Origin of the sequence: Amycolatopsis sacchari (genome assembly GCF_900114035.1) — a bacterium.
GTDB lineage: Bacteria > Actinomycetota > Actinomycetes > Mycobacteriales > Pseudonocardiaceae > Amycolatopsis_E > Amycolatopsis_E sacchari.
This window is the reverse complement of sequence record NZ_FORP01000021.1, coordinates 23,457-48,326: the sequence shown is the minus strand read 5'-3', so window position 1 is coordinate 48,326 and position 24,870 is coordinate 23,457. Positions and strand designations below refer to the sequence as shown.

Here is a 24,870-nt window from a genome sequence, read left to right as displayed (position 1 = left end):
TCACGTGGCTGAATTCCAGGGGAGAGAAGGGCACACCCATGGCTAAGCACGCCCGCCGCAACCGCAAGGTCCGCTTCCTGCTCGCGGCGGCCGCTGCCCTGGCCACCTCGCTGCCCGTCGCGGCCATCGCCGCCACCAGCGGGTCCGTCCCGGAGGCCCAGCCGCGGATCGTGGGCGGCGGTGAGGCGTCCGTCCGTGACTACCCGTACGCGGTGTTCCTCACCGACGCGAACGGCAACCAGTTCTGCGGCGGCACGCTCGTCACGTCGTCCGCCGTGGTCACCGCGGCGCACTGCGCGGCCGCCGTGTCGCAGTCCGACCTGCGCGTGGTCATCGGCCGTCAGCAGAAGACGGGCACCGACGGCGTGGTCGCGAACGTCCGGCGGGTCTGGAAGGACCCGAACTTCAGCGACCCCGGCAAGGGGGACGACGTGGCGGTGCTGAACCTCGACCGCCAGGTGTCCTACCGCCCGGCCTCGCTGCCCAAGAAGTCCGACACGTCGCTGTACGCGGAGGGCACCAACGCCACCGTCCTCGGCTGGGGCCGCACCGCCGACGGCGGCGCCCGCGCGACCTCGCTGCGCAGCGCGGTCGTCCCCGTGGTCAGTGACGCCAGCTGCTCGTCCAGCTACGGCAACTACAACTCCACCAGCATGGTGTGCGCCGGCTACCCGGACGGCGGGATCGACGCCTGCCAGGGTGACTCCGGTGGCCCGCTCGTGGTCGGGGACACCCTCATCGGCATCGTGTCGTGGGGCGACGGCTGCGCGAAGCCCGGCAAGCCCGGCGTGTACACGCGCGTGAGCACCTACGCCGACGACATCAGGGCGCAGTCCCAGCAGCGATCCCTGCTCTGGTAGCAAGGACCGGTGAACGTCGCCGGAACCGAGCTGACCCCGAGCCAGCTGTACGACATCCTCCACCTGCGCGCCGACGTGTTCGTCGTCGAGCAGGACTGCCCCTACCTCGACCTCGACGGCCGTGACCTGCTGCCGGACACCCGGCACCTGTGGCTGACCGACGACCGGGGCATCTCGTCCTACCTGCGCCTGCTGACCGAGCCCGGCCACTACCGGATCGGCCGGGTCGTGACCGCGCGCCACGCCCGCGGGCAGGGGCTCGCCGCCCGGCTGATGACCGAAGCGCTCGAAATCGTCGGTGACGCCGACAGCGTCCTCGACGCGCAGACTTACGCGCAGGGCTTCTACGCGAAGTTCGGTTACGTGCCCGAGGGCGACGAGTTCGACGAGGACGGCATCATGCACATCACGATGTGGCGGCGCGTGGCGGCGCGGACGCGCTGACCACCTTCACCGCGGTGTCCACATCGGACTCGCTGAGGTCGGCGCGGGCGGTCAGCCGCAGCCGGGAGATCCCGTCGGGCACCGACGGCGGCCGGAAGCAGCCGACCCGCACGCCGTTCTCGGCGCAGCGGGCCGCCCACGTCACCGCGTCCTCCGGCGACGGCGCCTGCACCGAGACGACGGCGGCATCCGGCCTGCTGGCGCGGAAACCCGCGTCGGTCAGCTGCTCCGCCAGCCGCGTCGCGTTGGCCAGCACCTTCCCCGGCAGCTCCGGTTCGGACTTGAGCACGCCCAGCGCGGCCAGCGCGGCGGCGGCGCTGGCCGGGGCGAGGCCGGTGTCGAAGATGAAGCTGCGCGAGGTCTCGACGAGGTGCCGGATGACCCGCCGGGACCCGAGCACAGCGCCGCCCTGAGCGCCGAGGGACTTCGACAGCGTCACCGTCATCACGACGTCCGGCTCGCCGGCGAGCCCGGCGGCGTGCACCGCGCCACGGCCGCCGTCGCCGAGCACGCCGAAGCCGTGTGCGTCGTCCACGAGCAGCGCGGCGCCGTGTTCCCGGCACGCGGCGGACAACTCGGGCAGCGGCGCGAGATCACCGTCCACCGAGAACACCGAGTCCGTCACCACGAGGGCGCGCTGCGTCCGGCGTGTCGCCAGCGCGTGCTTGATCGCGGCGACGTCGTTGTGGCCGATCGCGGCGATGCCCGCACGGGACAGGCGGCAACCCTCGATGAGCGACGCGTGGATGTACTTGTCGGTCACGATGGCCGAGTCCTTGCCGGAAAGCGCTGTCACGGCGCCCAGGTTCGCGGTGAAGCCCGACGAGAACACCAGCGCGGCCTGGAACCCGCAGAACCGCGCCAGCTCGTGCTCCAGCTCGGCGTGCAGCTCCGTCGAGCCCGTCACCAGCCGGGAACCCGTCGAACCGGCACCCCACCGCAGTGCGGCGGCGGCAGCGGCACCGGCGACGCGCTTGTCCCGCGCCAGGCCGAGGTAGTCGTTGCCCGCGAGGTCCAGTTCCGTGCTCGTCGCGGGCCGGGGCCGCAGCCTGCGGGTCAGCCCGGCGTCCGCCCTGCGTTCGGCTTCCGCGTCCAGCCAGTCGAAAACCTGCTCGGGCGGCACGGCCGCGGGCTTCTGCGCTGCATCCACCCCGGCAGTCTCTCAGGCCGGACCCGGAACGCAGTGGAGGCCACCGTCACAACGGACGATGGCCTCCCTGAACTGCTGCGATCAGTCCCGCGCGCGTCGCGAGGGACCGCGGCCGTCACGCCGCGGCGGACGAGCGCCGCCTTCGCGGTAGCCGCCCTGGCGGTGGCCGCTGCCGAAGCCGCGGGCCCTGCCCTGCCGGTCACCACGGGGACCGCCGGCGCGCCGCGGCTGCGGCTCACGGCGGCGCTCGACGACCGGCTCACCGCTCGGCTCGCGGGCACCGGTGATGCGGGCGAGGTCGGCGTCACCCGGCCGCACGGTGGCGGACTGGGCGCGCACGCCGGCCTTCTCCGTCATGCGGCGCACGGTGCGGCGCTGGTCGTGCGTGACCAGCGTGACCACGGTGCCCGACGCGCCCGCACGGGCCGTGCGGCCCGCCCGGTGCAGGTAGTCCTTGTGGTCGGCCGCCGGGTCGACGTGCAGCACCAGGCTGACGTCGTCGACGTGGATGCCGCGCGCGGCGACGTCCGTGGCGACCAGCACCGGGGTGTGGCCGTCCTTGAAGTCCGACAGCACGCGGTTGCGCTGGCCCTGCGTCTTGCCGCCGTGCAGCGCACCGGCCGCCACGCCCTTGGCGCGCAGCCGCTCGGCGAGCCGGTCGACGTGGTGCTTGGTGCGCACGAACATGATCGTGCGGCCCTCGCGGGCGCCGATCTCGGTGACGATGGCCTGCTTGTCCTGGTGGGTCACCTGGAACACGTAGTGGTCCATCGTGTCCACGCTCGCCGTGGCGGGCGCGACCGAGTGCTCGACCGGGTCGGTCAGGTAGCGGTCCACCAGCTTCTTCACGTCACCGTCGAGGGTGGCCGAGAACAGCAGGCGCTGGCCGCCGGGCGGGGTCAGGTCCAGGATCTCGCGGACCTGCGGCAGGAAGCCCATGTCGGCCATCTGGTCGGCCTCGTCGAGGGCGACGAAGTTCACGTCGGAGAGCACGCAGGTGCCCTGGCGGACGTGGTCGGACAGCCGGCCGGGGGTGGCGATCAGCAGGTCCACGCCCCGGTTGAGGACGTCGGCCTGGCGGGTGAAGGCCATGCCGCCGACGGCGACGCGGCACCACAGGCCCATCGCCTTGGCAAGCGGGCTGAGCGAGTCGGCGACCTGCATCGCCAGCTCACGGGTCGGCACGAGCACGAGGGCGCGTGGCCGCTTCGGACGGGCCTTGCCGCCGCCGAGCCTGCCCAGCAGCGCCAGGCCGAAGGCCAGCGTCTTGCCGGAACCGGTCTGGGCGCGGCCCAGCACGTCACGCCCGGCGAGCGCGTCGGGCAGGGTGGCCGACTGGATCGGGAACGGGGCGTCGATGCCCTGGTCGCGCAGCGCCGTCAGCAGCGGCTGCGGAAGGTTGAAATCTTCGAACGAGGTCACCGAAGTGGACTCGAGGGTGATGCTCACTAACTGCCTCTCGGACGTGGCACGTCGCAAGGAGGCCCAACTGCCCGCTTGGCGCAGGGCGCAGTGTTGTCCTGGGCGTTCACAAGGACGGACCCGGCGCATTCCGTGCGCCGTTGGTGGGTGGATTACCGCGAGCCGTGTCAGTCGGCTTGGCCGCGAAGAACAACACTTGTCCACGCCGCCGGTTGCGGTCTGTGATGAGTCTACCCGAACATCCGCGATCACCGGAGCCCGGCCCGTTCGGACAGCTCCGAAGTGAGCGAAGGCACGTCGACGTCCAGGCCGCGGGCGGTGAACCAGCGGGCCAGGTTCGCCGCGTCGCGCGCCAGGAACTCGGGGCCCGCGGGGTTGGCGAACAGGTCCACCACCTGCGGCAGGTCGATGAGCACGAGCCTGCCGCGGTGCACCAGGACGTTGTACGGCGAGAGGTCGCCGTGCGCGAGCCCCTCGCCGGCGAGCAGTTCGAGCGCCCGGCGCGCCTGGAACCACAGTGACTCCAGCTCGTCCGCGTCCGGGCGCAGCTGTTCGAGGCGTGGCGCGGCGGTACCGTCCTCTTCGCCGAGGAACTCCAGCAGCAGTTCCGTCCCGTTGCGCTGCACCGGGTACGGCACCGGGAGCCCGACCGTCCACAAGCGACACAGGTACCCGAACTCGGCGACCGCCCACTGCTCGGCGATCAGGTTGCGGCCGAAGGACGTCCGGTTGGCCATCGCGCGGGTCTCGCGTGACCGGCGCATCCGGCGCCCTTCGAGGTAACTCGCGTCACGGTGGAACTGCCGGTGCTCGTTCGAGCGGTACCGCTTCGCGGCGAGCAGGCACGCGCGGGAACCGTCGGGCAGACCGCGCCGCAGCAGGTGGACGTCGGCCTCCTTGCCCGCCTTGAGCACACCCAGCTCGGTGTCGACGGCGGCCAGCTCGGTCACCAGCCAGTCCGGGTACGGCCGCGGGCCGCGTTCGCCCGTGTCCCACGTCGAGTAGCGGTCACCGGGAATCTCGGGTTCGTAGGCGTCTTCGCGCAGTGCGGCCAGGCGGGCGCGTTCGTGCTCGGTCAGGCGGCCGCGGCGGGCGTACGGGGTTTCGTCGTCGAAACTGCGACGGTTGGCCATCGGTGGGTTCTCCTCGGGAAGGTGCCCCACCGGCTGCGGTCAGCCGCGGGGCGGACGGAAAAGGGCACGGTTCAGCACGGGGACAGCCATCGTGTGCCTCCTTCCTTCCGTCGGAGCTTCGGATTCTGGCCGGGCACGGGTGCGGGGGCAACTGAATTACCGGCAGACTCGTGACCATGCGGGTAGTGGTCATCGGATCGGGGATCGCGGGCGCGAGCACCGCGTACCAGCTGGCGCGCCGGGGCGCGGAGGTCGTCGTCGTGGACGCGGCGCGGACGGGGGTCGCGACGGCGGCCGGAGCGGGCATCGTGAGCCCGTGGACGTCGCGGGCGGAGGAGGAGCACTTCCGCGCGGCGTCGGCGGCGGCCGTGTACTACCGCACGCTCGTGGCGGAGCTGGCCGAGGACGGCGAGGCGGACTCGTCGTTCGAGGTGGTCGGCGCCATGGTGGTGTCGGCCGACGAGGGTGAGCTGTCCGAGGCCTTCGAGCGGGTGAGCCGGCGAGCGGCGGCGGTACCGGAGGCGGGCGCGGTGCGGCGGCTGGACCCCGGGCAGGCGCGGGAGCTGTTCCCGGCGCTCGCCCCGGACCTCGGCGCGGTGCACGTGGAGGGCGGTGGCCGGGTCGACGGCCGCCGCCTGCGGGAGGCGCTGCTCGCGGCGGCCGCCCGGCGTGGCGCGTCCAGCGTGTCGGGACAGGCGGAGCTGTCGTCCGAGGGCGCGGTGCTCGTGGACGGCGAGCCGCTGGCGGCGGACAAGGTGGTGGTAGCGGCGGGTGCGTGGAGCGGTGAACTGGTCGCCCCGCTCGGCGTGCGACTGGGTGTGGAGCCGCAACGTGGGCAGATCAGCCACTTCGAGCTGCCCGGCGTGGAGACGGGGCCGTGGCCGGTCGTGCTACCGGTGTCGAGCCACTACCTGCTGGCGTTCCCCGGTTCGCGGGTGGTCGCCGGTGCGACGCGCGAAACCGGTTCCGGCTTCGACTACCGCGTGACGGCGGCAGGGCAGCGTGAGGTGCTGGACAACGCGCTCGCCGTCGCGCCGGGCCTCGCGGACGCGACCCTGCTGGAGACGCGCGTCGGCTTCCGCCCGGCCTCGGAGGACGGGCTGCCGCTGCTCGGCGCGCTTCCCGGGACGCCGGACGTCCTGGTGGCGACGGGGTTCGGCGCAGGCGGCCTGACGCTGGCGCCGTTCGCGGGTGCGCTCGTCGCGTCACTGGCCCTGGGCGAGGAACCCGCGCTCGACCTGGCGCCGTACGCGCCGGACCGGTTCAGGGCTCGATGACGAGGTCGAGCTCGCGCTCCCCGGTTCGCCGCACGTCGAACCCGGCCTTGGCCGCCACGCGCAGCAAACCCTCCACAGTGGACAGTTCACGGGGAGCCTTCGCGAGTGCGGCCGCGAGCCTGCCCTTGTAGGCCTTGTTGAAGTGGCTGATCGTCTTGCCGCTCGACGTCACCACGCGCACGCTCACCGCGCCGGGGATGCGCGCAAGCGCGGCGTAAGCGCCGGAGCGGAGGTCGACGACCAGTTCGTCCAGACCGGCCAGCACGGGTTCCAGCGCCGGGCGCCAGAGCGTGCGCAGGGCGCCGAGTGAGGGCAGCGACGTGCCACCGGAGAGGCGGTAGGCGGGGATCCGGTCGTCGCCACGCGCGATGCCGAAGAGCGCGGACGCGACGGCGAGGCGGCGCTGTGCCTTGGCCAGCTGCGCCTTGGTGAACCCGCCGATGTCCAGCGCGTCGTAGAGCACGCCGGTGTAGCGCTCCAGCGCGGGAAGCGTCGGCGACGACCACAGGACGGCGTTGCGCGCGACCTCGTCCTCCTGCCGCGGCGAAAGCCCCAGGGCGTCGAGGCTCGCCGGGACGTCGGCCGCGAGGTCGACGAGGGCGTCGGCGAGCTTGCGGCGGACCGGGTTCAGCTCGGGGTAGGACAGTTCGTCGAGCTGCAGCGGCGGTCCGTCCCCACCGGGGGCCTTGGTTTCGGAAGGGGGCAGCAGCACGAGCACGACCAGCAGGTTAACGGTTGCCGGAAAATCGATGGGACGGGTGTCCGGCTCCCCATAGGCTCGTCCGGTGGACGAGATCTGGCGGCCGTTGACGGCCGGCGACGCGGAACCGGTGGCCGGGCTGCTGCGGGCGGCGGAGGCGGTGGAGCCGACGCACGAGCACCACAGCGTCGAGGACGTGCGCGAGGAGCTGACCGCCCCCAACGTGCGGCTGCGGGATGGGAGCACCTCCGTGTGGAGCGGCGAGCGGCTGCTCGGGTACGCGATGGCCGTGCCACGGGTGGAGGCGAACCCGGAGCACCGGATGCGCGTCGAACTGCAGCTGCACCCCGATCACCGCGAGTCCGGGCTGGGGGAGAAGCTGGTCGGATGGCTGCTGCGCACCGGTCCTCAGCTGCACGCGCAGACGTTCCCCGACGCGGACCTGGAGCTGCACGGGCGTGCTCACGAGAACCAACGGTGGTACGCCCGGCTGCTGGAAGCGAACGGTTTCGCCAGGCTGCGTTCGTTCGCGACCATGCGGATGGACCTGGGGGAGCAGCCCGTCCCGCGTCCGCTGCCCGGGGAGCTGCGCCTGGTGGGCTACGCGCCGGAGCACGACGAGGCGATCAGGGACGCGCTGAACGACACCTTCGCCGGGCACTGGGGCATGACGGCGTACTCGCCGGAGCTGTTCCGGCACCGGGTGACGGGCAGTCCGGCGTTCCGGCCGGAGACGTCGTTCCTGCTTCTGGGTGAACATGGCGAGGTCGCGGCGTTCGTGTTGTCGGCGTTCTACGAGTCCGACGCCGCGGCGACGGGTGTCCGCGAGCTGCTGGTGTCGTACGTCGGGACGCGCGGCGAGCTGCGTGGACGCGGCATCGCGACGGCTCTGCTGACGCACACGGTCACCGTCGCCCGGGAGCAGGGTTACGAGCGCGCGACGCTGGGGGTCGACGAGAGCAACGCCCACAACGCCTTGGGCGTCTACCAGCGTGTCGGTTTCGAGGTGACCGACCGCGCCTACGCGTACGTCCGTCCGGTGCCGTGACGGCCGTCGCCCGGGTCGATAATGTCTCGCCGGAGAGCCGGGAGGGGTGGCGACGACGTGACAACGGGAGAGGAACAACGCGTAGGTGGGCCGTATTCGCCGAACGCCCACTGCTTTACTTCACCTATGGAACCCAGTGGGTCACTGACGCTCCGGTATGCCGTCGCGACCGATGTCGGCCAGCGGCGGGATGCGAACGAGGACTCGGTCTTCACCAGCTCGCGGCTGCTCGCGGTCGCCGACGGGATGGGCGGGCACGTCGCCGGTGAGGTCGCCAGCTCGGCGGCGATCGCGGCGGTCACCGACCTGGACGGGCGGCTCGCCGAGGAGGACGCGGACCCGGCCGAGGCACTCGAGGAGACGGTGACCGACGCCGTGCGGCGGCTGACGTCGCTGGCGGAGGAGGACCCTGCGCTGCAGGGCATGGGCACCACGTTGACCGCCCTGCTGTGGCGCGGCAAGGAGTTCGTGGTCGCGCACGTCGGTGATTCGCGGGCCTACCGGCTGCGGAGCGGGGAACTGGAGCAGATCACCCGCGACCACACGGTGGTGCAGGAGCTGGTCGACCAGGGCCGGATCACGCCGGAGGCGGCCATGACCCACCCGAGCCGTTCGGTGCTGACGCGGGCGCTGCAGAGCGGCGGCCAGGCGGACCCGGACGTGTTCGTGGTCGAGGCCCAGCCCGGCGACCGGTATCTCATCTGTTCGGACGGGCTGTCCGACGTCGTCCCGCCGGAGCTGATCGCGGAAACGCTGACCACGGTCACCGACCCGGACGCCACGGTGCAGAAGCTCGTCGAGCTGGCCAACGCCGGCGGCGGTCCGGACAACATCACCTGCGTCGTCGCCGACGTCAGCTGAGCTGTCCGTAGCTAGACTCGGCGGGTGTGGGGGCAGCCTCAACCTGCCCCCACACCCTCGTGCCCCGATCAGGCGGCGGCGAACCTCATCCTGCGCCGCAGGACGTCGATCTCAGCCACCCGGACCCGCACGGTCGAACCGGGTGCCGGCTCCGCGGGCCACTCGTCGGACGGCAGCAGGCCGTGCACGCCTGGTGCGACCTCGAGGAGCGCGCCGAAAGGCAGCACCTTCGTCACGGTCGCTTCGACGGCTCCGCCTTCACTGCTGTTCGCGACGAACTCGTGCCACGTCGTGGACTGGGACATCTTTCACCTCCTTCCGCTGTCCCGGAGAAACATCGAGGAACGCGAAGGAGGGCGGCGGGCCCCTGGCCCGCCGGAGGATCACGGAGCGGCCGGGAAACCTGTCCGCTCGCGGCTTGTCGCCGACCCGGCAGTCACGCGCCCATGATAGCAGCGCGCCACTGCGGCATCAACGAGTCGCGCGGGCTTCTCCGGTTGTAGGGTGCCGAGCGTGATCGACGCCGAGCCCGAAGAAGTCTGCCCCCGCCCGCAACTGGTCCGGCAGGACTGGATCACCCTCTGCGGCCCGTGGGGTTTCGCGTTCGACGACAGCGACCGTGGCCTTGCCGAATGCTGGCAGCACGGCGCGGACGCGTTCGACCGCACGATCGTCGTGCCGTACCCGCCGGAGTCGGAGCTGTCCGGGGTGCACGAGCCCGAACCGCACGCCGTGGTGTGGTACCGGCGCGAGTTCGACGCTCCCCGGCCGGCTCCCGGGCAGCGGTTGCTGCTGCACTTCGGCGCTGTCGACTACCGCGCGTCCGTGTGGGTCAACGGCGCGCTGGTCGGTACGCACGAGGGTGGCCAGACCCCGTTTTCCTTTGACATCACGGGAGTTCTCGGCGCGGGAGCACAGTCCATTGTGGTCCGCGCGGAGGACCGGCCTGCGGATGTGGCGCAGCCGCGCGGAAAGCAGGACTGGCGCGCCGAGCCGCACGACATCTGGTACCACCGCACGACCGGCATCTGGCAGCCCGTGTGGGCGGAGGTGGTGCCGGAAGTGCACCTGCGTGAGCTGCACTGGACGCCGGACCTCCTGCGGGCCTCGGTCACGTGTGAAGGCGAACTTTCCGGCCCGGCGGCCACTGTGCGGGTCGTCCTCAGGCACGACGACGAGGTGCTGGCGGACCAGTCCGTCCGGGTCGAGGACAGCGCTTTCCGGTTCGACATCGCGATTCCCGCGCTGCGTCACGGGCAGGACCGCAACCGTCTGCTGTGGTCGCCCGAGCACCCGGCGCTCGTCGACGCGACCGTGACGGTGGAGTCCGGGGACGGGCAGGTGGACGAGGTCGCGAGCTACCTCGGCCTGCGCGACGTGGGTACCGCCGATGGCCGGTTTCTGCTCAACCACCTGCCGTACTACCCGCGCATGGTGCTCGAACAGGGGTACTGGCCGCAGTCCCATCTGACCGCTCCGGACGCGAAGGCGCTCCGCAGGGAAGTCGAGTTGGTGAAGGAACTCGGCTTCAACGGCGTGCGGGTGCACCAGAAGGTCGAGGACCCGCGGTTCCTCTACTGGTGCGATCGGCTGGGATTGCTCGTCTGGGGTGAAACGGCGAACGCGTACGAGTTCGGGCCCACCGCCGTCGAGCGGCTGACGCGGGAATGGCTGGAGATCCTGAGGAGGGACCGCAGCCACCCGTGCATCGTGACGTGGGTGCCGATCAACGAGAGCTGGGGAGTGCCGGACATCGCGTCGTCGCCGTCCCAGGAGCATTTCGCGCGTTCGCTGTACCACCTGACGAAGGCCGTCGATCCGAGCCGTCCCGTCATAGGCAACGACGGTTGGGAATGCCCGGAGGCGGATGTGTACGGGGTGCACGACTACGCGCCCACGGGTTCCTCGCTGCGCAGTCGTTACGGGGACAAGGCGACGGTGACGGAGAGCCTGCGCGCCGGACGCCCCGGCGCGCGCAGGCTCGTCCTCGGCGAGCCCGATCCGGACCGTCCCGTCATGCTGACCGAGTTCGGTGGCCTGACCTACGCTGAAGGTGAGAACTGGTTCGGCTATTCAACGGTCGCCGACGGCGAAGACCTCGTCCACAAGCTCGACGATCTGGTGAGCGCTGTGCTCGATTCCCCCGCGCTGGCGGGTTTTTGCTACACGCAGCTTACCGACACGGAGCAGGAACGCAACGGCCTGCTCACCGCGGACCGAACGCCAAAGGCCGACCCGGCCCGGATCCGGGCGGTGCTGAGGAAACCGACAAAGGCATTGGCGGATGACGAACTCCGGCACCTCCGGGAGAATCCGGCGGGGTAGTGGGGTTGGGGGGTTGCGGGGTAGCGGGGTTGGGGTTTGCCGCCTGTGCGGGCCTTCGCGCGGCTCGCTGCGGGCGGCCGCAGACCTCAGCGTGGGTCGCGCCGAGCGGACGCTGATCTCCGCCTGGACCCGTGCGGGCGGCCGCTGATTTCCGTGCGGGCGCTGCGGTAGCCGCTGGCTTCCGCGTGGGGCGCTGCAGTGGCCACTGGCTTCCGCGCGGGGCGCTGCGGTGGCCGCTGGCTTCCGCGCGGGTCGCGATGAGCCCCCACCGACCTCGCACGGGTCGCGATGAGCCACCGCCGACCTGCGCGCGGCTCGCGCCACGCCTCCGCCGACCGGCCACCGCTGACCTTCGGGCGAGCCGCGCTGAGCCGCGGCTGCCATCTCGGCGCATACGAGCCCTCGCTGGCGGGATCCTGCGGATCGCCGCCACGTCAGATGGTTCGTCCCGTACCGCGCGCTTCTGCCGATGAATACGAAGTAGTGATGCCCCTCAGGACCAAGCCGATGCCGGTGAGGAACTGCCGACGGTCGTCGTGGTTGCGCATCTGCTCGGCGATGGCCGTGACGAACGGGTAGTCATCGGGATCGAGGTCCTGCCATGCCTTGGACGCGGCAGCGAGGAACTCGGCACGATCGACTTCGTTTCGCGGCGTCTCGCCGTCGTGCGGGGTCTGGGCGTTCTGGGTCGTGGCACCGAGGATGTAGTGGACCAGCGCCGACGTCGCGGCGAACCAGTCGGGTTGCGGCACGCCGAGCGAACGCACTGGCCGGCCGATGCTCTCGAAAACCCTTACCGTGACCGGCCCCCAAGGGCTGCGCGTGAGCTGCACGGCGAGCTGGGCGGCGAGCCAGGGGTGCTTGGTGACCGCGTCGAACAGGCCGAGAGCAACCGCGCGAATCTCCTCTTCTGGCGTGCGCGTAGCCCCGGAGCCATCGGCGGGCAGCGCGGCCAAGGCGTCGGCGATGACGCTGTCGATCGCGACCTGGAGCAGCTCGTTCATGTTGCCGACGTGGTGGTAGATCGCGCCGGAACCGGTGGCGAGGCGCTCGCTCAGCGCCCGGACCGTCAGCGCGCCCTCCCCGGCCGCGTCCAGCAGCTCGATGGCCGCGGCGACGATGCGCTCGCGGGACAGTACCTGCCTGCGCCGCTGGGACTGACGTAGCTGTGTGGCCATGCCTGCATCCTGCCAGAATTGGAACGATGCTCCAAGTTGGAGTACTGTTCCAACTTGGAGCGATGCACCAAACCTCCTCACGATCTCGCGACCGAGGTCTTGATTTGAAGCGCCCTGGCACTAACGGGGCCCCTGCCTGAAAGGCGGTTGGAAGATGTTCGACGTCGTCATCGTGGGGGCGGGTCCCGTGGGCCTGTTCCTGGCCGGCGAACTCGCGCTGGCGGATTGCTCGGTGCTGGTGGTGGAGCGGGATCAAGAGGCGACTTCGCCGTTCAAGGCGCTGCCGTTGGGTTTGCGGGGTCTGAACGCCGGGTCCGTCGAGGCGTTCTACCGCCGGGGAATGCTGGACGCGTTGCTGAAGGCATCCGGCGCCGACAAGGAGCAGGTCGGCACTTCGTCCGACGCGGACGAGCCACCCGCTCCGCGGGACGTGAGCCACTTCGCCGGAATGCGCCTCAACCCCGCCAACATCGCCCCCTCCGCTGTCGAGTACCGGCTGCCCGGGCCCGCGATGGAAGGCATCATGACCAGCCTCGACGCGGTGAGCACGGTGCTGGAGGAGCGCGCGGCCAACCTCGGCGCGCAGATCCTGCGAGGTGCTCCCGTCGAAGCCATGACCCAGGACGACGACACGGTCACCGTTCAGGCCGGCGGGCGTGACTACGAAGCGCGCTGGCTCGTGGGATGTGACGGCGGACGCAGCACCGTGCGCCGGCTCGCCGGCTTCGACTTCGTCGGCACCGAGCCGCTGTTCACGGGCTACACCGCGCGCGTCACCTTCGATGATCCGCAGCAGTTGAAGCTGGGCTTCAACCTGACGCCCACAGGCATGTACCTGCGGACGCCCTTCGAAGGCCACGTGGGCATGATGGACTTCGACGGGGGCGCCTTCGACCGCTCGCAGCCGCTGACGCGTGAACACCTCCAAACTGTTCTTCGCCGGGTTTCCGGTACCGATGTGACGATCAGCGAGCTCCACCTCGCCTCCAGCTTCACCGATCGCGCGATGCAGACCACGAGCTACCGCAACGGCCGCGTCCTGCTCGCTGGCGATGCGGCCCACATCCACTCGCCGCTCGGTGGCCAGGGGCTCAACCTCGGCATCGGTGACGCCATGAACCTCGGCTGGAAGCTCGCTGCGACTGTGCACGCGACCGCGCCCGAGGGCTTGCTCGACACCTACACGGCCGAGCGGCACCCCGTCGGCGCGGCGGTCCTGGACTGGTCACGCGCCCAGGTGGCCACGATGAACCCGGGCCCCAACGCGCCGGCCTTGCGGCGATTGATCCACGACGTCCTCGGCACCCGCGACGGCACAACGCACGTCTTCCGCAACACCTCCGGACTTTCCCATCGCTACGACCTGGGCAGTGACGACCCGCTGGTGGGGCGTACCGCACCGGATTTCCGGTTCCGCGACGACACCCGCCTCGGCGACCTGCTGCGGGACGGACAGGGCGTCGTGCTCGACTTCACCAACGACCACCGCCTCCGCGACACGACCACGGCTTGGAAGGGCTTGCGCTACGCGGCAGGACCGGTGAGCAACGACCTCAGGTTCGGCGCCCTGCTGATCCGGCCCGACGGTGTTGTCGCCTGGACCGGTGACCACACCCCCGACCCCGAAGCCCTCACGCGTGCGGCGCACCGCTGGTTCGGCGAACCTGCCTCCTGACAGGACCTCCTCGACTCACCACCTCCTGCCTACTTGACCGAACGTTGTTGCCTGCACAGAAAAGGAATCCCTGTCATGTCGAGAGAACGTCCCACTCAGGCCGAGCTGAACAAGGACGTGGTCCGCCGCTTTTACGAGGCCGTCCTCCGCGCGTCCGGTGGCCCGGACTTCGCCACCATCAAGGAGCTGAGCGACGAGCACGAAGTCGAACTCAACTGGGGTCACCCCGACAGCGGTGTCCACAAGGGAGCAGCCATCGGACCGGCCCGCGAGCGGATGCACGAGCTGACCGGACTGGACGTCGGAGCGATCAGCATCGACGAGCTGATCGCCGAAGGTCCGACCCGTGTCGTGGTGGTGGCCACCAACAGTGGCACCGACGTCCACGGAACCCCCTGGACGATGACCGTCCTCGAACTGGTCGACGTCGTCGACGGCAAGATCACCAAGAAGCGTTCGTTCTACCAGGACACCGCCCTTCTGCGGGACATCGCACTTGAACGGGAGGCCGTGCTCGCCCAGCAGCGCGGACGAGTGCCGTTGACAAAGTGATCACAGGGTCTCCAAGAGGAGGCACCCCTAGACGCCTACAACACCCGTGAAGCTCTCCTTTCTGCCGCAGTGGGGGAAGGTCTCCTCCGGCGGCACCCCCTGAAAAAGCCGCCGGAGGAGACCCGCGGGTGCACCGGTATCGGGGCGGAAGGGTGCACCCGCGGGGTGGGGCCGCCCGCAGGCAAGGCCCCGGACGGCGCGGCCACGGACTCGACGTCCCCAGGAGCGCGGCCGGCCGCCACATCGATGGGCTAAACCATGTCCCAGATCTGTATCGCCCGGACCACGAACGGCGCTCGAGGCACGAAGGTGCCCTTGCCCGGATAGGTGGTGAAATCGCCTTCCGTGCTGCACTTCGCGTCCTGGTAGACCGTCACGTCACGGTCCAGCTGGTTGATGAACGAGCGCGCCTCGATCCCGCCTGGCAGGAGCAGGCATTCCCCGGGATTCGCCGTGCGCAGGTCGAGCCGCTGCCCGGCGTCGGTGTACGACTCGCCCGTCCAGGCGCAGAATTCTCCTGCCTCGCAAGCGTTTCCTGGCTTGCCGGGATCCGCCTGCGCGGCTCCGGCTCCGCAGAGCAGGCTGAGCGCGGCGAACACCAGAGCGCCCGACAGATGTGCACGCAGTTTCATGTTTCAGACTCCCCCTGGAAATGGTGTGCGGCTTCGTGCCGCTGATGCACTTCAGAATGGCGCATCACGAGGGGATTGTCAGCAGGCAATTCCACTTCTGTGGATAAGTAGAATTCGCTCGCTCGATCGGGTCATGGTTGTCCACAGTTCGCCGAAATCCGTGGCACGCGTGCCGTCGCTCTGCTATCGCACGCGTGCGGTCGAACCGCGGACGACGAGCTTGACGTCCAAAGTGGTCGGTTTCGGTGGCCGGTTCCCCGCGAGCAGGTGCAGGGCGAGTTCTCCGGCAAGTCTTCCCTTGCCGACCAGATCCTGGTGTACCGTGGTCAGCGACGGCTCCGCCCACTGCGCGGCGGGTGTGTCGTCAAAGCCCACAATGGACAGATCGGCCGGCACCGAAAGCCCCCGCTCCCGAGCCGCCGTCATCGCCGCCATCGCCAGTTCGTCCGACATGCACAGCAGCGCCGTCGGCGGCTCGGCGAGGCCCAGCAAACCGAGTGCACCCGCTTTCGCGTCCTGCCGCGAAAGACCGGACGCCTCCCAGATCGGCACCGAGTCCGGAGAAATCCCGGCTTCGGCCAAGGTGTCGAGATAACCGCCCAGCCGCTCCCGGTTGTCGCGGAACCGCGAACGCGCCGCTTCCGAGGCGCTCAGCGGACCGCCTCTCGGGGCGGAAAGACATTGCGCCGAAAGGATTCCGAACCGACGATGCCCTAGTTCCAACAGGTGGCGGGCGGCCGCGGCCGCTCCACCCCGGTCGTCCGTGCTCACGCGGGCGGCGCCGGGGACGAAAGGCTGGTCGATCACGACCAGTGGCAGACCGCGCTGCTTCACCGCGCGGAGTGCGGGCGCGCCGTCGGCGAGGGAGTAGGCGACAGCCAGGTCCGCCTGCGCGGCGAGCACGCGGTCCGCCCGTGGCCCGCCGTCGTCGCCACCGGGCAGCAGGAGCAGTGCGTGCCCCTCGGGGTCAACGGTCGCGGCGAGCGCGTCCAGCGTGATCGACAGCGCCGGATCGGAGAAGGCCGCGGAAAGTCCGGCGTCCAGCATGAAGGCGATGGCGCCCGTGCGGTTGGTCGCCAGGCTGCGCGCGATCGGGTTCGGTCCGGCGTAGCCGAGGCGCTTCGCGGCACGCAGCACTTCCTCGCGCAAGTGCGCGGAAAGCTGGTCCGGGCGGTTGTAGGCGTTGGACACGGTCGCCCGGGAGACACCGACGGCGTCCGCGACGTCGTCCAGCGTGGGGCGTCGCCGGCCTGTCATCGGGACAGTATAAAGCGCTGGACTTTCTGAAGCGCTTAAGTCACTGTGGGGTAAGGAGGTGTCACATGGTGGGCGACCGGGTCGCGGTCTTCGTCGTGTTCGGGCTCAACGGGGCGGTCTACGGTTCCTGGGCGCCCAGGGTGCCCGCGCTGGCCGAACGGCTGCACGCCGCGCCGGGCTCGCTCGGGCTGGCGCTGCTCGGGTCGAGCATCGGGATGGTGTTCGCCGCCTCGATGTCGGGCAGGCTCGTCGAACGCTTCGGCGCCAGGGCAGCGATCGTCGCCTCGACACTCCTCTCGTGCGTGGTCCTGCCGTTCGTCGGAGCCGCTGACTCGGTGCTCGCGCTCGGCTTCGTCATGTTCGGTGTCGGCGTCTCCGTCGGCGCGCTCGACGTGTCGATGAACATCGGCGCGGTCGGCGTCGAGCGCCGGGTGGGGCGCGCGATCATGCCGGTCTTCCACGCGGGCTTCAGCTTCGGCGGTCTCCTCGCTTCGGCGGCGGCCGGCCTCGCGGCGGCGCACCACTGGTCCCCGCTGCGCCATTTCCTGGTGGCCGCCGTCGTCGTGCTGGTCGCGCTCCTGCTCGTCCTGCGAGGGCTGCCGAAGGCCGCGCCGCGGACAGAGCACCCCCACGCCGCCACCCGTGTCGCCCCCATCCGGCGCCCGGTGCTGTGGCTGCTCGCGGCGATAGCCCTGTGCTCGGCGCTCGCGGAAGGCGCGAGTTCGGACTGGTCGGCGTTGCTGCTGGTCACAGTGCAGCACCTCGACCAGGCGGCCGCCGCGCTCGCGTTCGCCGGGTTCTCCCTCACCATGGCCCTCACCAGGCTCGGCGGTGCGTGGGTGCAGAACAGGTTCGGGCCGACCCGCACGCTCGCCGTCGGCGCGCTCCTCGCCGGCTGCGGGCTCGTCGTCGCCGCCGTCGTGCCGGTGGCCTGGCTCGCGTTCGCCGGCTTCGGGCTCGCGGGCGCCGGGCTGGCCGCTTCCTTCCCGATCGCGCTCAGCCTCGCCGGTGCCGCCGGCAAGCGGGACGACGACAGCGGCGGCGAACGCGAGATCGCCTTCGTCACCACGATCGCCTACAGCGGCTTCCTCGCCGGGCCGCCGGTTGTCGGAGGGCTCGCGCAGGTGACCTCGCTGTCCGTTTCGTTCGTCGTGGTCGGACTGCTCGCCGCGCTCATCGCTCCCGCCGCCGTCGGCGCAGGTCGCGCACGTCACCGTGAACTCACCGCGGCGGGCGTCACGTCCTGAGCCGGGCCTACCCTCGTAGCGTGGAGTCTGAAGCCCCCTCCCGTCGCAAGGTGAGCGTGGTGCCGCTGCTCGCGGTGAGCGTGATCCTCGCGGCGGTCCTCGCGGTCGCACTCATCGCGGTCACCGGCGGTGCCACCTACGTCATCGCGGGCCTGCCCGATCCGGGGGTCGTGACGCACTACGGCATCGCGGTCGTGCGGGTGATCGCCGACGCCGCGTCCGTGGTGTGCGTCGGCTCACTGCTGCTGGCCGCGTTCCTCGTGCCTCCCCAGCCATCGGGCACGGTCGCCCGTGACGGCTACGCGGGGTTGAGGACGGCGGAGGTCTCGGCCTGGGTGTGGTTCGCGTCTGCGATGGCGTCCGTCTTCTTCACCGCGGCGGACGGCGCGGGCAAGCCCGTGACGGAGATCTTCTCGCCCGTGGTGCTCGTCGACCTCATCGACGCGATCGAGCAGCCCAAGGCGTGGTTGTTCACCGCGGCGATCGCGCTCGTGCTCGCGGTGGGCTGCCGCATCGTGCTGTCGTGGGGCTGGACCGCGGTGCTGTTCTTCGTCTCCGTCGCCGGACTCGTGCCGGTCGCGCTGACAGGTCACTCCGCCAGCGGTGGTTCGCACGACATGGCGACCAACAGCCTCCTCTACCACCTCATCGCCGCGTCGCTGTGGGTCGGCGGGTTGTTCGCGGTGCTCGCCCTCGGCTGGCGCCGCGGCGAGCACCTCAAGCTCGCCGCGACGCGGTTCTCGAAGCTGGCGCTGGTCTGCTGGATCGTGATGGCGCTTTCCGGCGTGATCAACGCGCTGGTCCGGATCTCGTTCGCCGACCTGTTCACCAGCGACTACGGCCTGCTGGTGCTGGCGAAGATCGTGGCGCTGCTCGTGCTCGGCGTGTTCGGCCAGCAGCAGCGCAGCCGCGGGGTCAAGGCGCTGGTGGACGGCCAGGGTGGCGCGCAGCTGCTGCGGCTGGCCGCCGTGGAGCTGCTGATCATGTTCGTCACGATCGGCATCGCGACCGCCCTCGCCCGCACGCCACCACCCGCGGACGCCGTGACGCAGCCTTCGACAACGGAAGTGCTCATCGGTTACGACCTGCCGGGCGCTCCGACGGTGCTGCGCCTGCTGTTCGACTGGCGCTTCGACCTGGTCTACGGCACGGCCGCGCTCGTGCTCGCGGGGCTCTACCTCGCCGGGGTGCGCAGGCTGCGCCGCCGAGGTGACGAGTGGCCGGTCGGTCGCACGGTGGCCTGGGTGGCCGGGTGCGCGGTGCTGCTGCTCGCCACGTCCTCCGGGCTGGGGCGGTACTCGCCGGCGATGTTCAGCACCCACATGGGCGTGCACATGCTGCTGTCCATGGTGGCGCCGGTGCTGTTCGTGCTCGGCGGACCGGTGACGCTCGCGCTGCGCGCACTGCCGGCGGCGGGGAAGGACGCTCCGCCCGGGCCACGGGAGTGGCTGCTGGCGTTCGTCCACTCCCCGGTGGCACGCGTGCTCACTCATCCGGTTGCGGCGCTCCTGCTTTTCGTCGGCTCGTTCTACGTTCTGTATTTCTCCGGTCTGTTCGACAACGCGCTCGACTACCACTGGGCACACCTTCTGATGAATGCCCATTTCCTGCTGTCGGGTTACGTCTTCTACTGGCCGGTGATCGGTGTGGACCCGTCGCCGCGGCGCCTGCCGCACCTCGGGCGGTTGGGCATGATGTTCGCCGCGATGCCGTTCCACGCGTTCTTCGGCGTGATCCTGATGTCCAAGCAGACGGTGATCGGCGAGACGTTCTACCGGCAGCTGAACCTGCCGTGGGTGTCGGACCTGCTCGCGGACCAGCGGCTCGGCGGGGGGATCGCGTGGGCGTCGGGTGAGCTGCCGGTGCTGCTTGTGCTCATCGCGCTGCTGGTCCAGTGGGCGCGGGCGGACGAGCGGGAAGCCAAGCGCAAGGACCGGCGCGCCGACCAAACCGGCGACGCGGATCTCGCGGCGTACAACGCGATGCTGAAGCAGCTCGCGGATCAGGGCGAACCGCGCGGCTGAGCCGCGAGTTGTCCACATACCCCCAGTTGTCCACAGCTTCGTCAACTGGGTCTTTTCACCGCTCGCTCGCCCGGGCAGGCTGGTGTCACGGCAGGAAAACCGGGACACGGCAGGGGGGACGAGATGCAGGAGTGTGTGTGGGGATGTCGTGACGGTCCGGGGGTGGCCCGTCCTCGGGAGTCTCGCTCTGTACTTGAGGTTGAGGGGTGACCGTCCGGCGCTGCAGTGGAGCTGAACGGGCAGCCCGTATCGGACCTGGGCGGCGGCGAGTGGAGCGATGCGGGCACGGCGGCGGGATCGCTTCCGCGTGCTGGAGCGGTGGTGGTCAGCGCACCGCGACGAGAAGTGTTCGTGCCGTGAACGGGGGGTGACGCTGGGTCGCTGGATGGTGACCGCCGTTCGGCCGGGTAACGCGCGGCTCTACGATCGACGTCATGGCCGAGTTCATCTACACCATGAAAAAGGTGCGCAAGACCGTCGGGGACAAGGTCATCCTCGACGACGTCAGCACCGCGTTCTACCCGGGCGCCAAGATCGGCGTCGTGGGTCCGAACGGTGCCGGCAAGTCCACCGTGCTGAAGATCATGGCCGGACTCGATCAGCCGAGCAACGGGGAGGCCTTCCTCCAGCCCGGCGCCTCGGTCGGCATCCTCCTGCAGGAGCCGCCGCTGAACGAGGACAAGACGGTGCGCGGCAACGTCGAGGAGGGCCTCGGCGACATCAAGGTGAAGCTCGACCGCTTCAACGAGATCGCCGAGCAGATGGCCACCGACTACAGCGACGAGCTGATGGAGGAGATGGGCCGGCTCCAGGAAGAACTCGACCACGCCGACGCCTGGGAACTGGACTCGCAGCTCGAGCAGGCGATGGACGCGCTGCGTTGCCCGCCGCCGGACGAGCCGGTCACGCACCTGTCCGGTGGTGAGCGGCGCCGGGTCGCGCTGTGCAAGCTGTTGCTGTCCAAGCCCGACCTGCTGCTGCTCGACGAGCCCACCAACCACCTGGACGCCGAGAGCGTGCTGTGGCTGGAGCAGTTCCTCTCGACGTACCCGGGAGCGGTACTGGCGGTCACCCACGACCGGTACTTCCTGGACAACGTCGCCGAGTGGATCATGGAACTCGACCGCGGCCGGGTCGTGGGCTATGAGGGCAACTACTCGACCTACCTGGAAAAGAAGCGGGAACGATTGGAGGTGCAGGGCAAGAAGGACGCGAAGCTCGCCAAGCGGCTCAAGACCGAGCTCGAGTGGGTTCGCTCCAACGCGAAGGCGCGTCAGACCAAGTCCCGCGCCCGTCTGGACCGCTACGAGGAGATGGCCGCCGAGGCCGAGCGCACCCGGAAGCTCGACTTCGAAGAGATCCAGATCCCGCCGGGGCCCCGGCTGGGCAGTGTGGTGGTCGAGGTCGAGCACCTGCACAAGGGCTTCGACGACCGGCTGTTGATCGACGACCTGTCGTTCACGTTGCCGCGCAACGGGATCGTCGGTGTCATCGGCCCGAACGGTGTCGGCAAGACGACACTGTTCAAGACCATCGTCGGGCTGGAGAAGCCGGATTCGGGCGAGGTCAGGATCGGCGAGACGGTCAAGCTGTCCTATGTGGACCAGAACAGGGCCGGGATCGACCCGGACCGCACGGTGTGGGAGGTCGTGTCCGACGGGCTCGACTACATCAACGTCGGGCAGACCGAGATGCCGTCGCGGGCGTACGTCTCCGCCTTCGGGTTCAAGGGGCCGGACCAGCAGAAGCCGGCGGGGGTGCTCTCCGGTGGTGAGCGCAACCGGCTGAACCTCGCGCTCACCCTCAAGCAGGGCGGGAACCTGATCCTGCTGGACGAGCCGACGAACGACCTGGACGTCGAGACCCTGGGCTCGCTGGAGAACGCGCTCGAGCAGTTCCCGGGCTGCGCCGTGGTGATCTCGCACGACCGGTGGTTCCTGGACCGCGTGGCCACGCACATCCTGGCCTGGGAGGGCGACGACACGAACCCGGCGAAGTGGTTCTGGTTCGAGGGCAACTTCGAGGGCTACGAGAAGAACAAGATCGACCGCATGGGAGCGGAGGCGGCCCGGCCCCACCGGGTGACTCACCGCAAGTTGACGCGCGACTGACGCGCGCCCGCGAGCACGCTTGAGCCGGAACTGAAGCGGAGTCCCCATTGGTAGCCATCAAGCACATCCGATCCAGCCCGCCCGCGACAGCGGGGTGGACCACGGCCGGTACGGGTGAGCACCCAGCGATCGAGAACCTGCTGCGGCAGGCTGCTGTTCTCGGTCTGCGAGCCCCGGAGCTGACCGTGGTGTTCGGCGAGCGAGCCGCGTCGCTCGCCGAAACCGCTGGATCGGACGAGCTGTGGGTGCGAGCCGAAAGCTCCGTCGTGTCGGCGAGGGTGCGGCTCGGCTGGCGGGCCGGGACCGTCGGACGCGCGGTCGCCGTGCTCCGGGCAGCGGAGGACGCCGGTGAGGCGGCGCTCGCCGCGGGCCTGCGCACGGACTTGGCGCTCTGTGCTCGCAGCGTCGGCGTCCCCCTGACCGGGCTGGCCGCGCTGCGACCCGTGCTGGACATGGCGGAGGTCGGCGGCGTCAGCAAAGCGGCGGCTTTGTGCCAGTTGGTCGGCTGCCTGTCGCAGTTCGGGCGCAAGCCCGAGCTGGACCGGACGCTCGCCGAGGCGGATCGGCTCTGTGGCGCGGACGACGACCTGGACGGCGACGACCGGTTGCTGGCCCGCGCGCTGGTTCGCGTCGCGATGTCGGCGCACCGGCGGCGGCACGCGGACATCATGGGGGCCGCCGACGCGGCGCGCACCGGGCTCGGGTTGCTCGAGCAGCTCGAAGATCCGGGCTGCGACGGCGGTGTCGTGCGGGTGCGGTTGATCCTGCAACTGGTTTGCTCGCTGCTCGACCGTGGTGACACGGAAAACGCCGCCGAGATCGCGGAATCGGTGCTCGTGGAACCCGAGCGGGCGGCCTCTGTCGCGCCGCTGGGCTGGCTCCGGATGGCGGTGGCGACCCGCGTGCTGCTGCCGGCGGGCTCGGTGGAGGCGGCGGCCGTCATGCTGCGCGACGCCGTGCACAGCACCGACCGGCACGGGCTGCCCGCGCTGACCGCACGGCTGTGGGCGGAGCTGGCGCACGTCGAAGAACGGCTGGGCCGTGCGTCCGAGGCGATCGAGTGCCTGCACCACAGCCGGGCGGCCGAACACGTGCACGCGCGTGCCCGGCGGCAGGCGATGGGGATGCTCGCCGGCGAGTTCGGCAACGGCGGGCACGCGACCCTGGACCTCGACGACGTGCTGCGCGTGATCTCCGGAAGCGACGTCGACACGCGCCCCACCGTGGACATGCACGCGGTCGCCGACGCGGAGCACGCCGCGCCGGGGCGGAACGCGGAGAATGCCGGGACGGGGCGGAACGTGGAGCACGGCGGGGCCGGGCGGAACGGGCAGGTCGTGGCTCATCCTGCCGTCGACCAGGGTCGGCGGCAGGGCGGGCACACGCGACCTGAGCCCGATGCCGCCGAGCACACGGTGATCATCCCGCGCATCGTCGCTCCGGTGCACGAAAAGCAGGCGGAGACCCGGCATCTGACTCCGGCCGGCAGTGAAAGCGACACACGTGCGCCCGAAGCGGGCGGGAAGCGGCGTGCCGAGGAGCCCTCGTCGAGCGGCACCGGCAGGCGGGCCGCCACGGGCGCGGTCGGAGAACGACAGCTGGACGCTGAGCCGAAGAGCGGGCGGCGCGCCGCGACGGGAGCTCCGGGAGAGCGGCGCGTGGACGTCGAGTCGACGGGCGGGCGCCGTCGGGCGGCTGAGGGAGCGTCGGCTGAGCGGCTGGCCGGTGTTGATCCTGCTGGCATCGGTGAACCGCGGCCAGTGACCGAGTCCGCGGGTGGCACGCAGGCGCTGCCGAAGCGCCGCCGGGCGGACGAAAGCCGTTCCGAGGACGACAAAGCGCGCCGTGCCGCTCGCCCCGAGATCAGGCTCGCCCCGGTCCCGGCCGACTCGGCGGACGTTCCTGATCTGCCACTCGCGCCGCCACCTGCCGACGAGCCCGCGACGCCACGGGTGTCGCTCGTGCTCGACCGTGAATCGGAAAGCCGTGCGGCACAGGACGTCGCCGACGACCGGCCCACGGCTGCCGCGGACGCCGACTTCCGCGAGGAGCCCGAACCGGCTTCGGCCCAGGTCGTGGACGACGAGCAGCGCAAGGCGACGACCCGGCACGACGCCGAGCACGGTTCGGTCGCCGCCCGGTCGGTACTGGACCGGCTCGGCATCTCCGCGGGGTCCGGAGGCGGCCGTCGACGGGCGGCGAACGAGGACGACGAATCTGCGTCCGCGTCGAAGCTTGCCGAGGCCGCACGGGAAGACGACTCCCAGGAGAGCAAGCTGGACGTCGCGCTCGGCGTGAACGGGCGGAAATCCACGACGGACGGGAACGCTCGCCACGCCGGCGCCCCGGATGTTCAGGAAGAGTCCTCGGGCAGCGCGCGTCACGGTGCAAGCGACCGTCCGCGCCACGGGACGGCCGAGGACTCCGGTCACGGTGCCGCCGAGGACGAGGGACACGAGCGTCCGGACGAGCCGCGTCTTGAGGCTTCTGAAGACTCGACTCGCGGATCTTCCGCCGACGATGCCGGGGCACCGGTTTCGGCGGAGCCGGAGGTCGAGGACCGCTCCGTCGTGGTCAACGACCCGTGGCTGCCGAGGTTGAAGCTGCCGCCGTCGCTGGAACCGTTCGAGGACTTCGGCGACGACATGGCCTCCACCTCGACGCACTTCACGAGCACCCCGGCCTTCGAGGACGACGGGCTCGGGGAGCCTTTCCGCAGCGAGTACAACGGATCACCGCTCCCGGACGACGACCTCCCCGAGGACGCCGGACTCGCCGACCTGCTCGCCCGCGCGCTGGCGGAGCACCAGGCAGGCACCTCGAGCGCGGCGGCCCTAGTGAAGCGGCTGGGGAACCAGGGCTCGGACGAACGTCGCACCGTGAACGGTCACAGTCGCAACGGCGAGTCCCCGAACGGCCGTCACCGCGGCGATCGCTGAGCACATCCGGGGCGGAGCGGCGGCGCTGGCCCGCG

The 24,870-nt window shown here is 70.7% G+C and carries 20 protein-coding genes; 12 read left to right on the top strand and 8 right to left on the bottom strand.

All coding sequences use genetic code 11. The features are described from left to right. The first annotated feature begins 38 nt into the window (after nucleotides 1-38). Together BMZ92_RS27660 and BMZ92_RS27655 are read left to right on the top strand one after the other, a co-directional pair. Nucleotides 39-860 (top strand): S1 family peptidase, encoded by an 822-nt coding sequence (locus tag BMZ92_RS27660; protein WP_091513391.1) that lies wholly within the window; start codon nucleotides 39-41, stop codon nucleotides 858-860. Nucleotides 861-869: 9 nt separating this feature from the next. After that, nucleotides 870-1,304 carry a GNAT family N-acetyltransferase gene (locus BMZ92_RS27655; RefSeq protein ID WP_091513388.1) on the top strand — a complete coding sequence of 145 codons (435 nt, stop codon included), beginning with the start codon at nucleotides 870-872 and terminating at the stop codon, nucleotides 1,302-1,304. Here BMZ92_RS27655 and BMZ92_RS27650 read toward each other — a convergent pair. From BMZ92_RS27650 to BMZ92_RS27640, 3 genes are all read right to left on the bottom strand, one after another. After that, nucleotides 1,267-2,454: an 8-amino-7-oxononanoate synthase gene (locus tag BMZ92_RS27650; RefSeq protein ID WP_091513386.1), complete on the bottom strand. Its 1,188-nt coding sequence runs from the start codon at nucleotides 2,452-2,454 to the stop codon at nucleotides 1,267-1,269. The genes BMZ92_RS27655 and BMZ92_RS27650 overlap by 38 nt on opposite strands. An 81-nt stretch (nucleotides 2,455-2,535) precedes the next feature. Then, nucleotides 2,536-3,903 carry a DEAD/DEAH box helicase gene (locus BMZ92_RS27645; RefSeq protein ID WP_245783285.1) on the bottom strand — a complete coding sequence of 456 codons (1,368 nt, stop codon included), beginning with the start codon at nucleotides 3,901-3,903 and terminating at the stop codon, nucleotides 2,536-2,538. A 221-nt stretch (nucleotides 3,904-4,124) separates the two neighbouring features. Then, nucleotides 4,125-5,009: a serine protein kinase RIO gene (locus tag BMZ92_RS27640; RefSeq protein ID WP_091513381.1), complete on the bottom strand. Its 885-nt coding sequence runs from the start codon at nucleotides 5,007-5,009 to the stop codon at nucleotides 4,125-4,127. Between the two features lie 176 nt (nucleotides 5,010-5,185). On the opposite strand from BMZ92_RS27640, the gene BMZ92_RS27635 reads away from it, so the two are divergent. Next, a complete protein-coding gene (locus tag BMZ92_RS27635; protein WP_091513380.1) occupies nucleotides 5,186-6,286 on the top strand; it encodes an NAD(P)/FAD-dependent oxidoreductase in 1,101 nt (366 codons plus the stop codon). Here BMZ92_RS27635 and yaaA read toward each other — a convergent pair. Then, nucleotides 6,273-7,004, bottom strand: a complete 732-nt coding sequence (yaaA, locus tag BMZ92_RS27630) for a peroxide stress protein YaaA (RefSeq protein ID WP_091513377.1) — start codon at nucleotides 7,002-7,004, stop codon at nucleotides 6,273-6,275. The genes BMZ92_RS27635 and yaaA overlap by 14 nt on opposite strands. A 67-nt stretch (nucleotides 7,005-7,071) precedes the next feature. On the opposite strand from yaaA, the gene BMZ92_RS27625 reads away from it, so the two are divergent. Both BMZ92_RS27625 and BMZ92_RS27620 read left to right on the top strand, forming a co-directional pair. Further along, a complete protein-coding gene (locus BMZ92_RS27625) occupies nucleotides 7,072-8,034 on the top strand; it encodes a GNAT family N-acetyltransferase (protein ID WP_091513375.1) in 963 nt (320 codons plus the stop codon). Nucleotides 8,035-8,160: 126 nt separating this feature from the next. Further along, the gene (locus BMZ92_RS27620) at nucleotides 8,161-8,895 is read left to right on the top strand and encodes a Stp1/IreP family PP2C-type Ser/Thr phosphatase (protein ID WP_091513373.1); all 735 of its coding nucleotides are present in this window, start codon (nucleotides 8,161-8,163) and stop codon (nucleotides 8,893-8,895) included. A 68-nt stretch (nucleotides 8,896-8,963) separates the two neighbouring features. Here BMZ92_RS27620 and BMZ92_RS27615 read toward each other — a convergent pair whose 3' ends face one another. Continuing rightward, nucleotides 8,964-9,200: a S1 RNA-binding domain-containing protein gene (locus BMZ92_RS27615; RefSeq protein ID WP_091513370.1), complete on the bottom strand. Its 237-nt coding sequence runs from the start codon at nucleotides 9,198-9,200 to the stop codon at nucleotides 8,964-8,966. Between the two features lie 208 nt (nucleotides 9,201-9,408). On the opposite strand from BMZ92_RS27615, the gene BMZ92_RS27610 reads away from it, so the two are divergent. Continuing rightward, a complete protein-coding gene (locus BMZ92_RS27610; RefSeq protein WP_091513573.1) occupies nucleotides 9,409-11,220 on the top strand; it encodes a glycoside hydrolase family 2 protein in 1,812 nt (603 codons plus the stop codon). Nucleotides 11,221-11,654: 434 nt separating this feature from the next. Here BMZ92_RS27610 and BMZ92_RS27605 read toward each other — a convergent pair whose 3' ends face one another. Then, nucleotides 11,655-12,398 (bottom strand): TetR/AcrR family transcriptional regulator, encoded by a 744-nt coding sequence (locus BMZ92_RS27605; protein WP_091513367.1) that lies wholly within the window; start codon nucleotides 12,396-12,398, stop codon nucleotides 11,655-11,657. Nucleotides 12,399-12,552: 154 nt separating this feature from the next. Here BMZ92_RS27605 and BMZ92_RS27600 point away from each other — a divergent pair, with 154 nt between their 5' ends. Beyond that, complete coding sequence (locus BMZ92_RS27600) at nucleotides 12,553-14,073, top strand: FAD-dependent monooxygenase (RefSeq protein WP_091513365.1); 1,521 nt, start codon at nucleotides 12,553-12,555, stop codon at nucleotides 14,071-14,073. Nucleotides 14,074-14,148: 75 nt separating this feature from the next. Next, nucleotides 14,149-14,625: a nuclear transport factor 2 family protein gene (locus BMZ92_RS27595; RefSeq protein ID WP_091513362.1), complete on the top strand. Its 477-nt coding sequence runs from the start codon at nucleotides 14,149-14,151 to the stop codon at nucleotides 14,623-14,625. A 251-nt stretch (nucleotides 14,626-14,876) separates the two neighbouring features. On the opposite strand, the gene BMZ92_RS27590 is transcribed toward BMZ92_RS27595, so the two are convergent. Together BMZ92_RS27590 and BMZ92_RS27585 are read right to left on the bottom strand one after the other, a co-directional pair. Beyond that, complete coding sequence (locus tag BMZ92_RS27590; RefSeq protein WP_091513360.1) at nucleotides 14,877-15,257, bottom strand: peptidase inhibitor family I36 protein; 381 nt, start codon at nucleotides 15,255-15,257, stop codon at nucleotides 14,877-14,879. Between the two features lie 183 nt (nucleotides 15,258-15,440). Next, entirely contained in the window at nucleotides 15,441-16,514 is a 1,074-nt protein-coding gene (locus BMZ92_RS27585; protein ID WP_091513357.1) for a LacI family DNA-binding transcriptional regulator, read from the bottom strand. A 65-nt stretch (nucleotides 16,515-16,579) separates the two neighbouring features. On the opposite strand from BMZ92_RS27585, the gene BMZ92_RS27580 reads away from it, so the two are divergent. The 4 genes from BMZ92_RS27580 (at nucleotide 16,580) to BMZ92_RS27565 (ending at nucleotide 24,835) form a co-directional block, all read left to right on the top strand. After that, complete coding sequence (locus BMZ92_RS27580; RefSeq protein WP_091513355.1) at nucleotides 16,580-17,761, top strand: MFS transporter; 1,182 nt, start codon at nucleotides 16,580-16,582, stop codon at nucleotides 17,759-17,761. Between the two features lie 20 nt (nucleotides 17,762-17,781). Continuing rightward, nucleotides 17,782-19,785 (top strand): bifunctional copper resistance protein CopD/cytochrome c oxidase assembly protein, encoded by a 2,004-nt coding sequence (locus BMZ92_RS27575; protein ID WP_245783284.1) that lies wholly within the window; start codon nucleotides 17,782-17,784, stop codon nucleotides 19,783-19,785. Between the two features lie 434 nt (nucleotides 19,786-20,219). Further along, nucleotides 20,220-21,896: an energy-dependent translational throttle protein EttA gene (gene ettA / locus BMZ92_RS27570; protein ID WP_091513350.1), complete on the top strand. Its 1,677-nt coding sequence runs from the start codon at nucleotides 20,220-20,222 to the stop codon at nucleotides 21,894-21,896. 47 nt (nucleotides 21,897-21,943) lie between these two features. After that, nucleotides 21,944-24,835 (top strand): hypothetical protein, encoded by a 2,892-nt coding sequence (locus tag BMZ92_RS27565; RefSeq protein WP_245783283.1) that lies wholly within the window; start codon nucleotides 21,944-21,946, stop codon nucleotides 24,833-24,835. Nucleotides 24,836-24,870 lie beyond the last annotated feature (35 nt).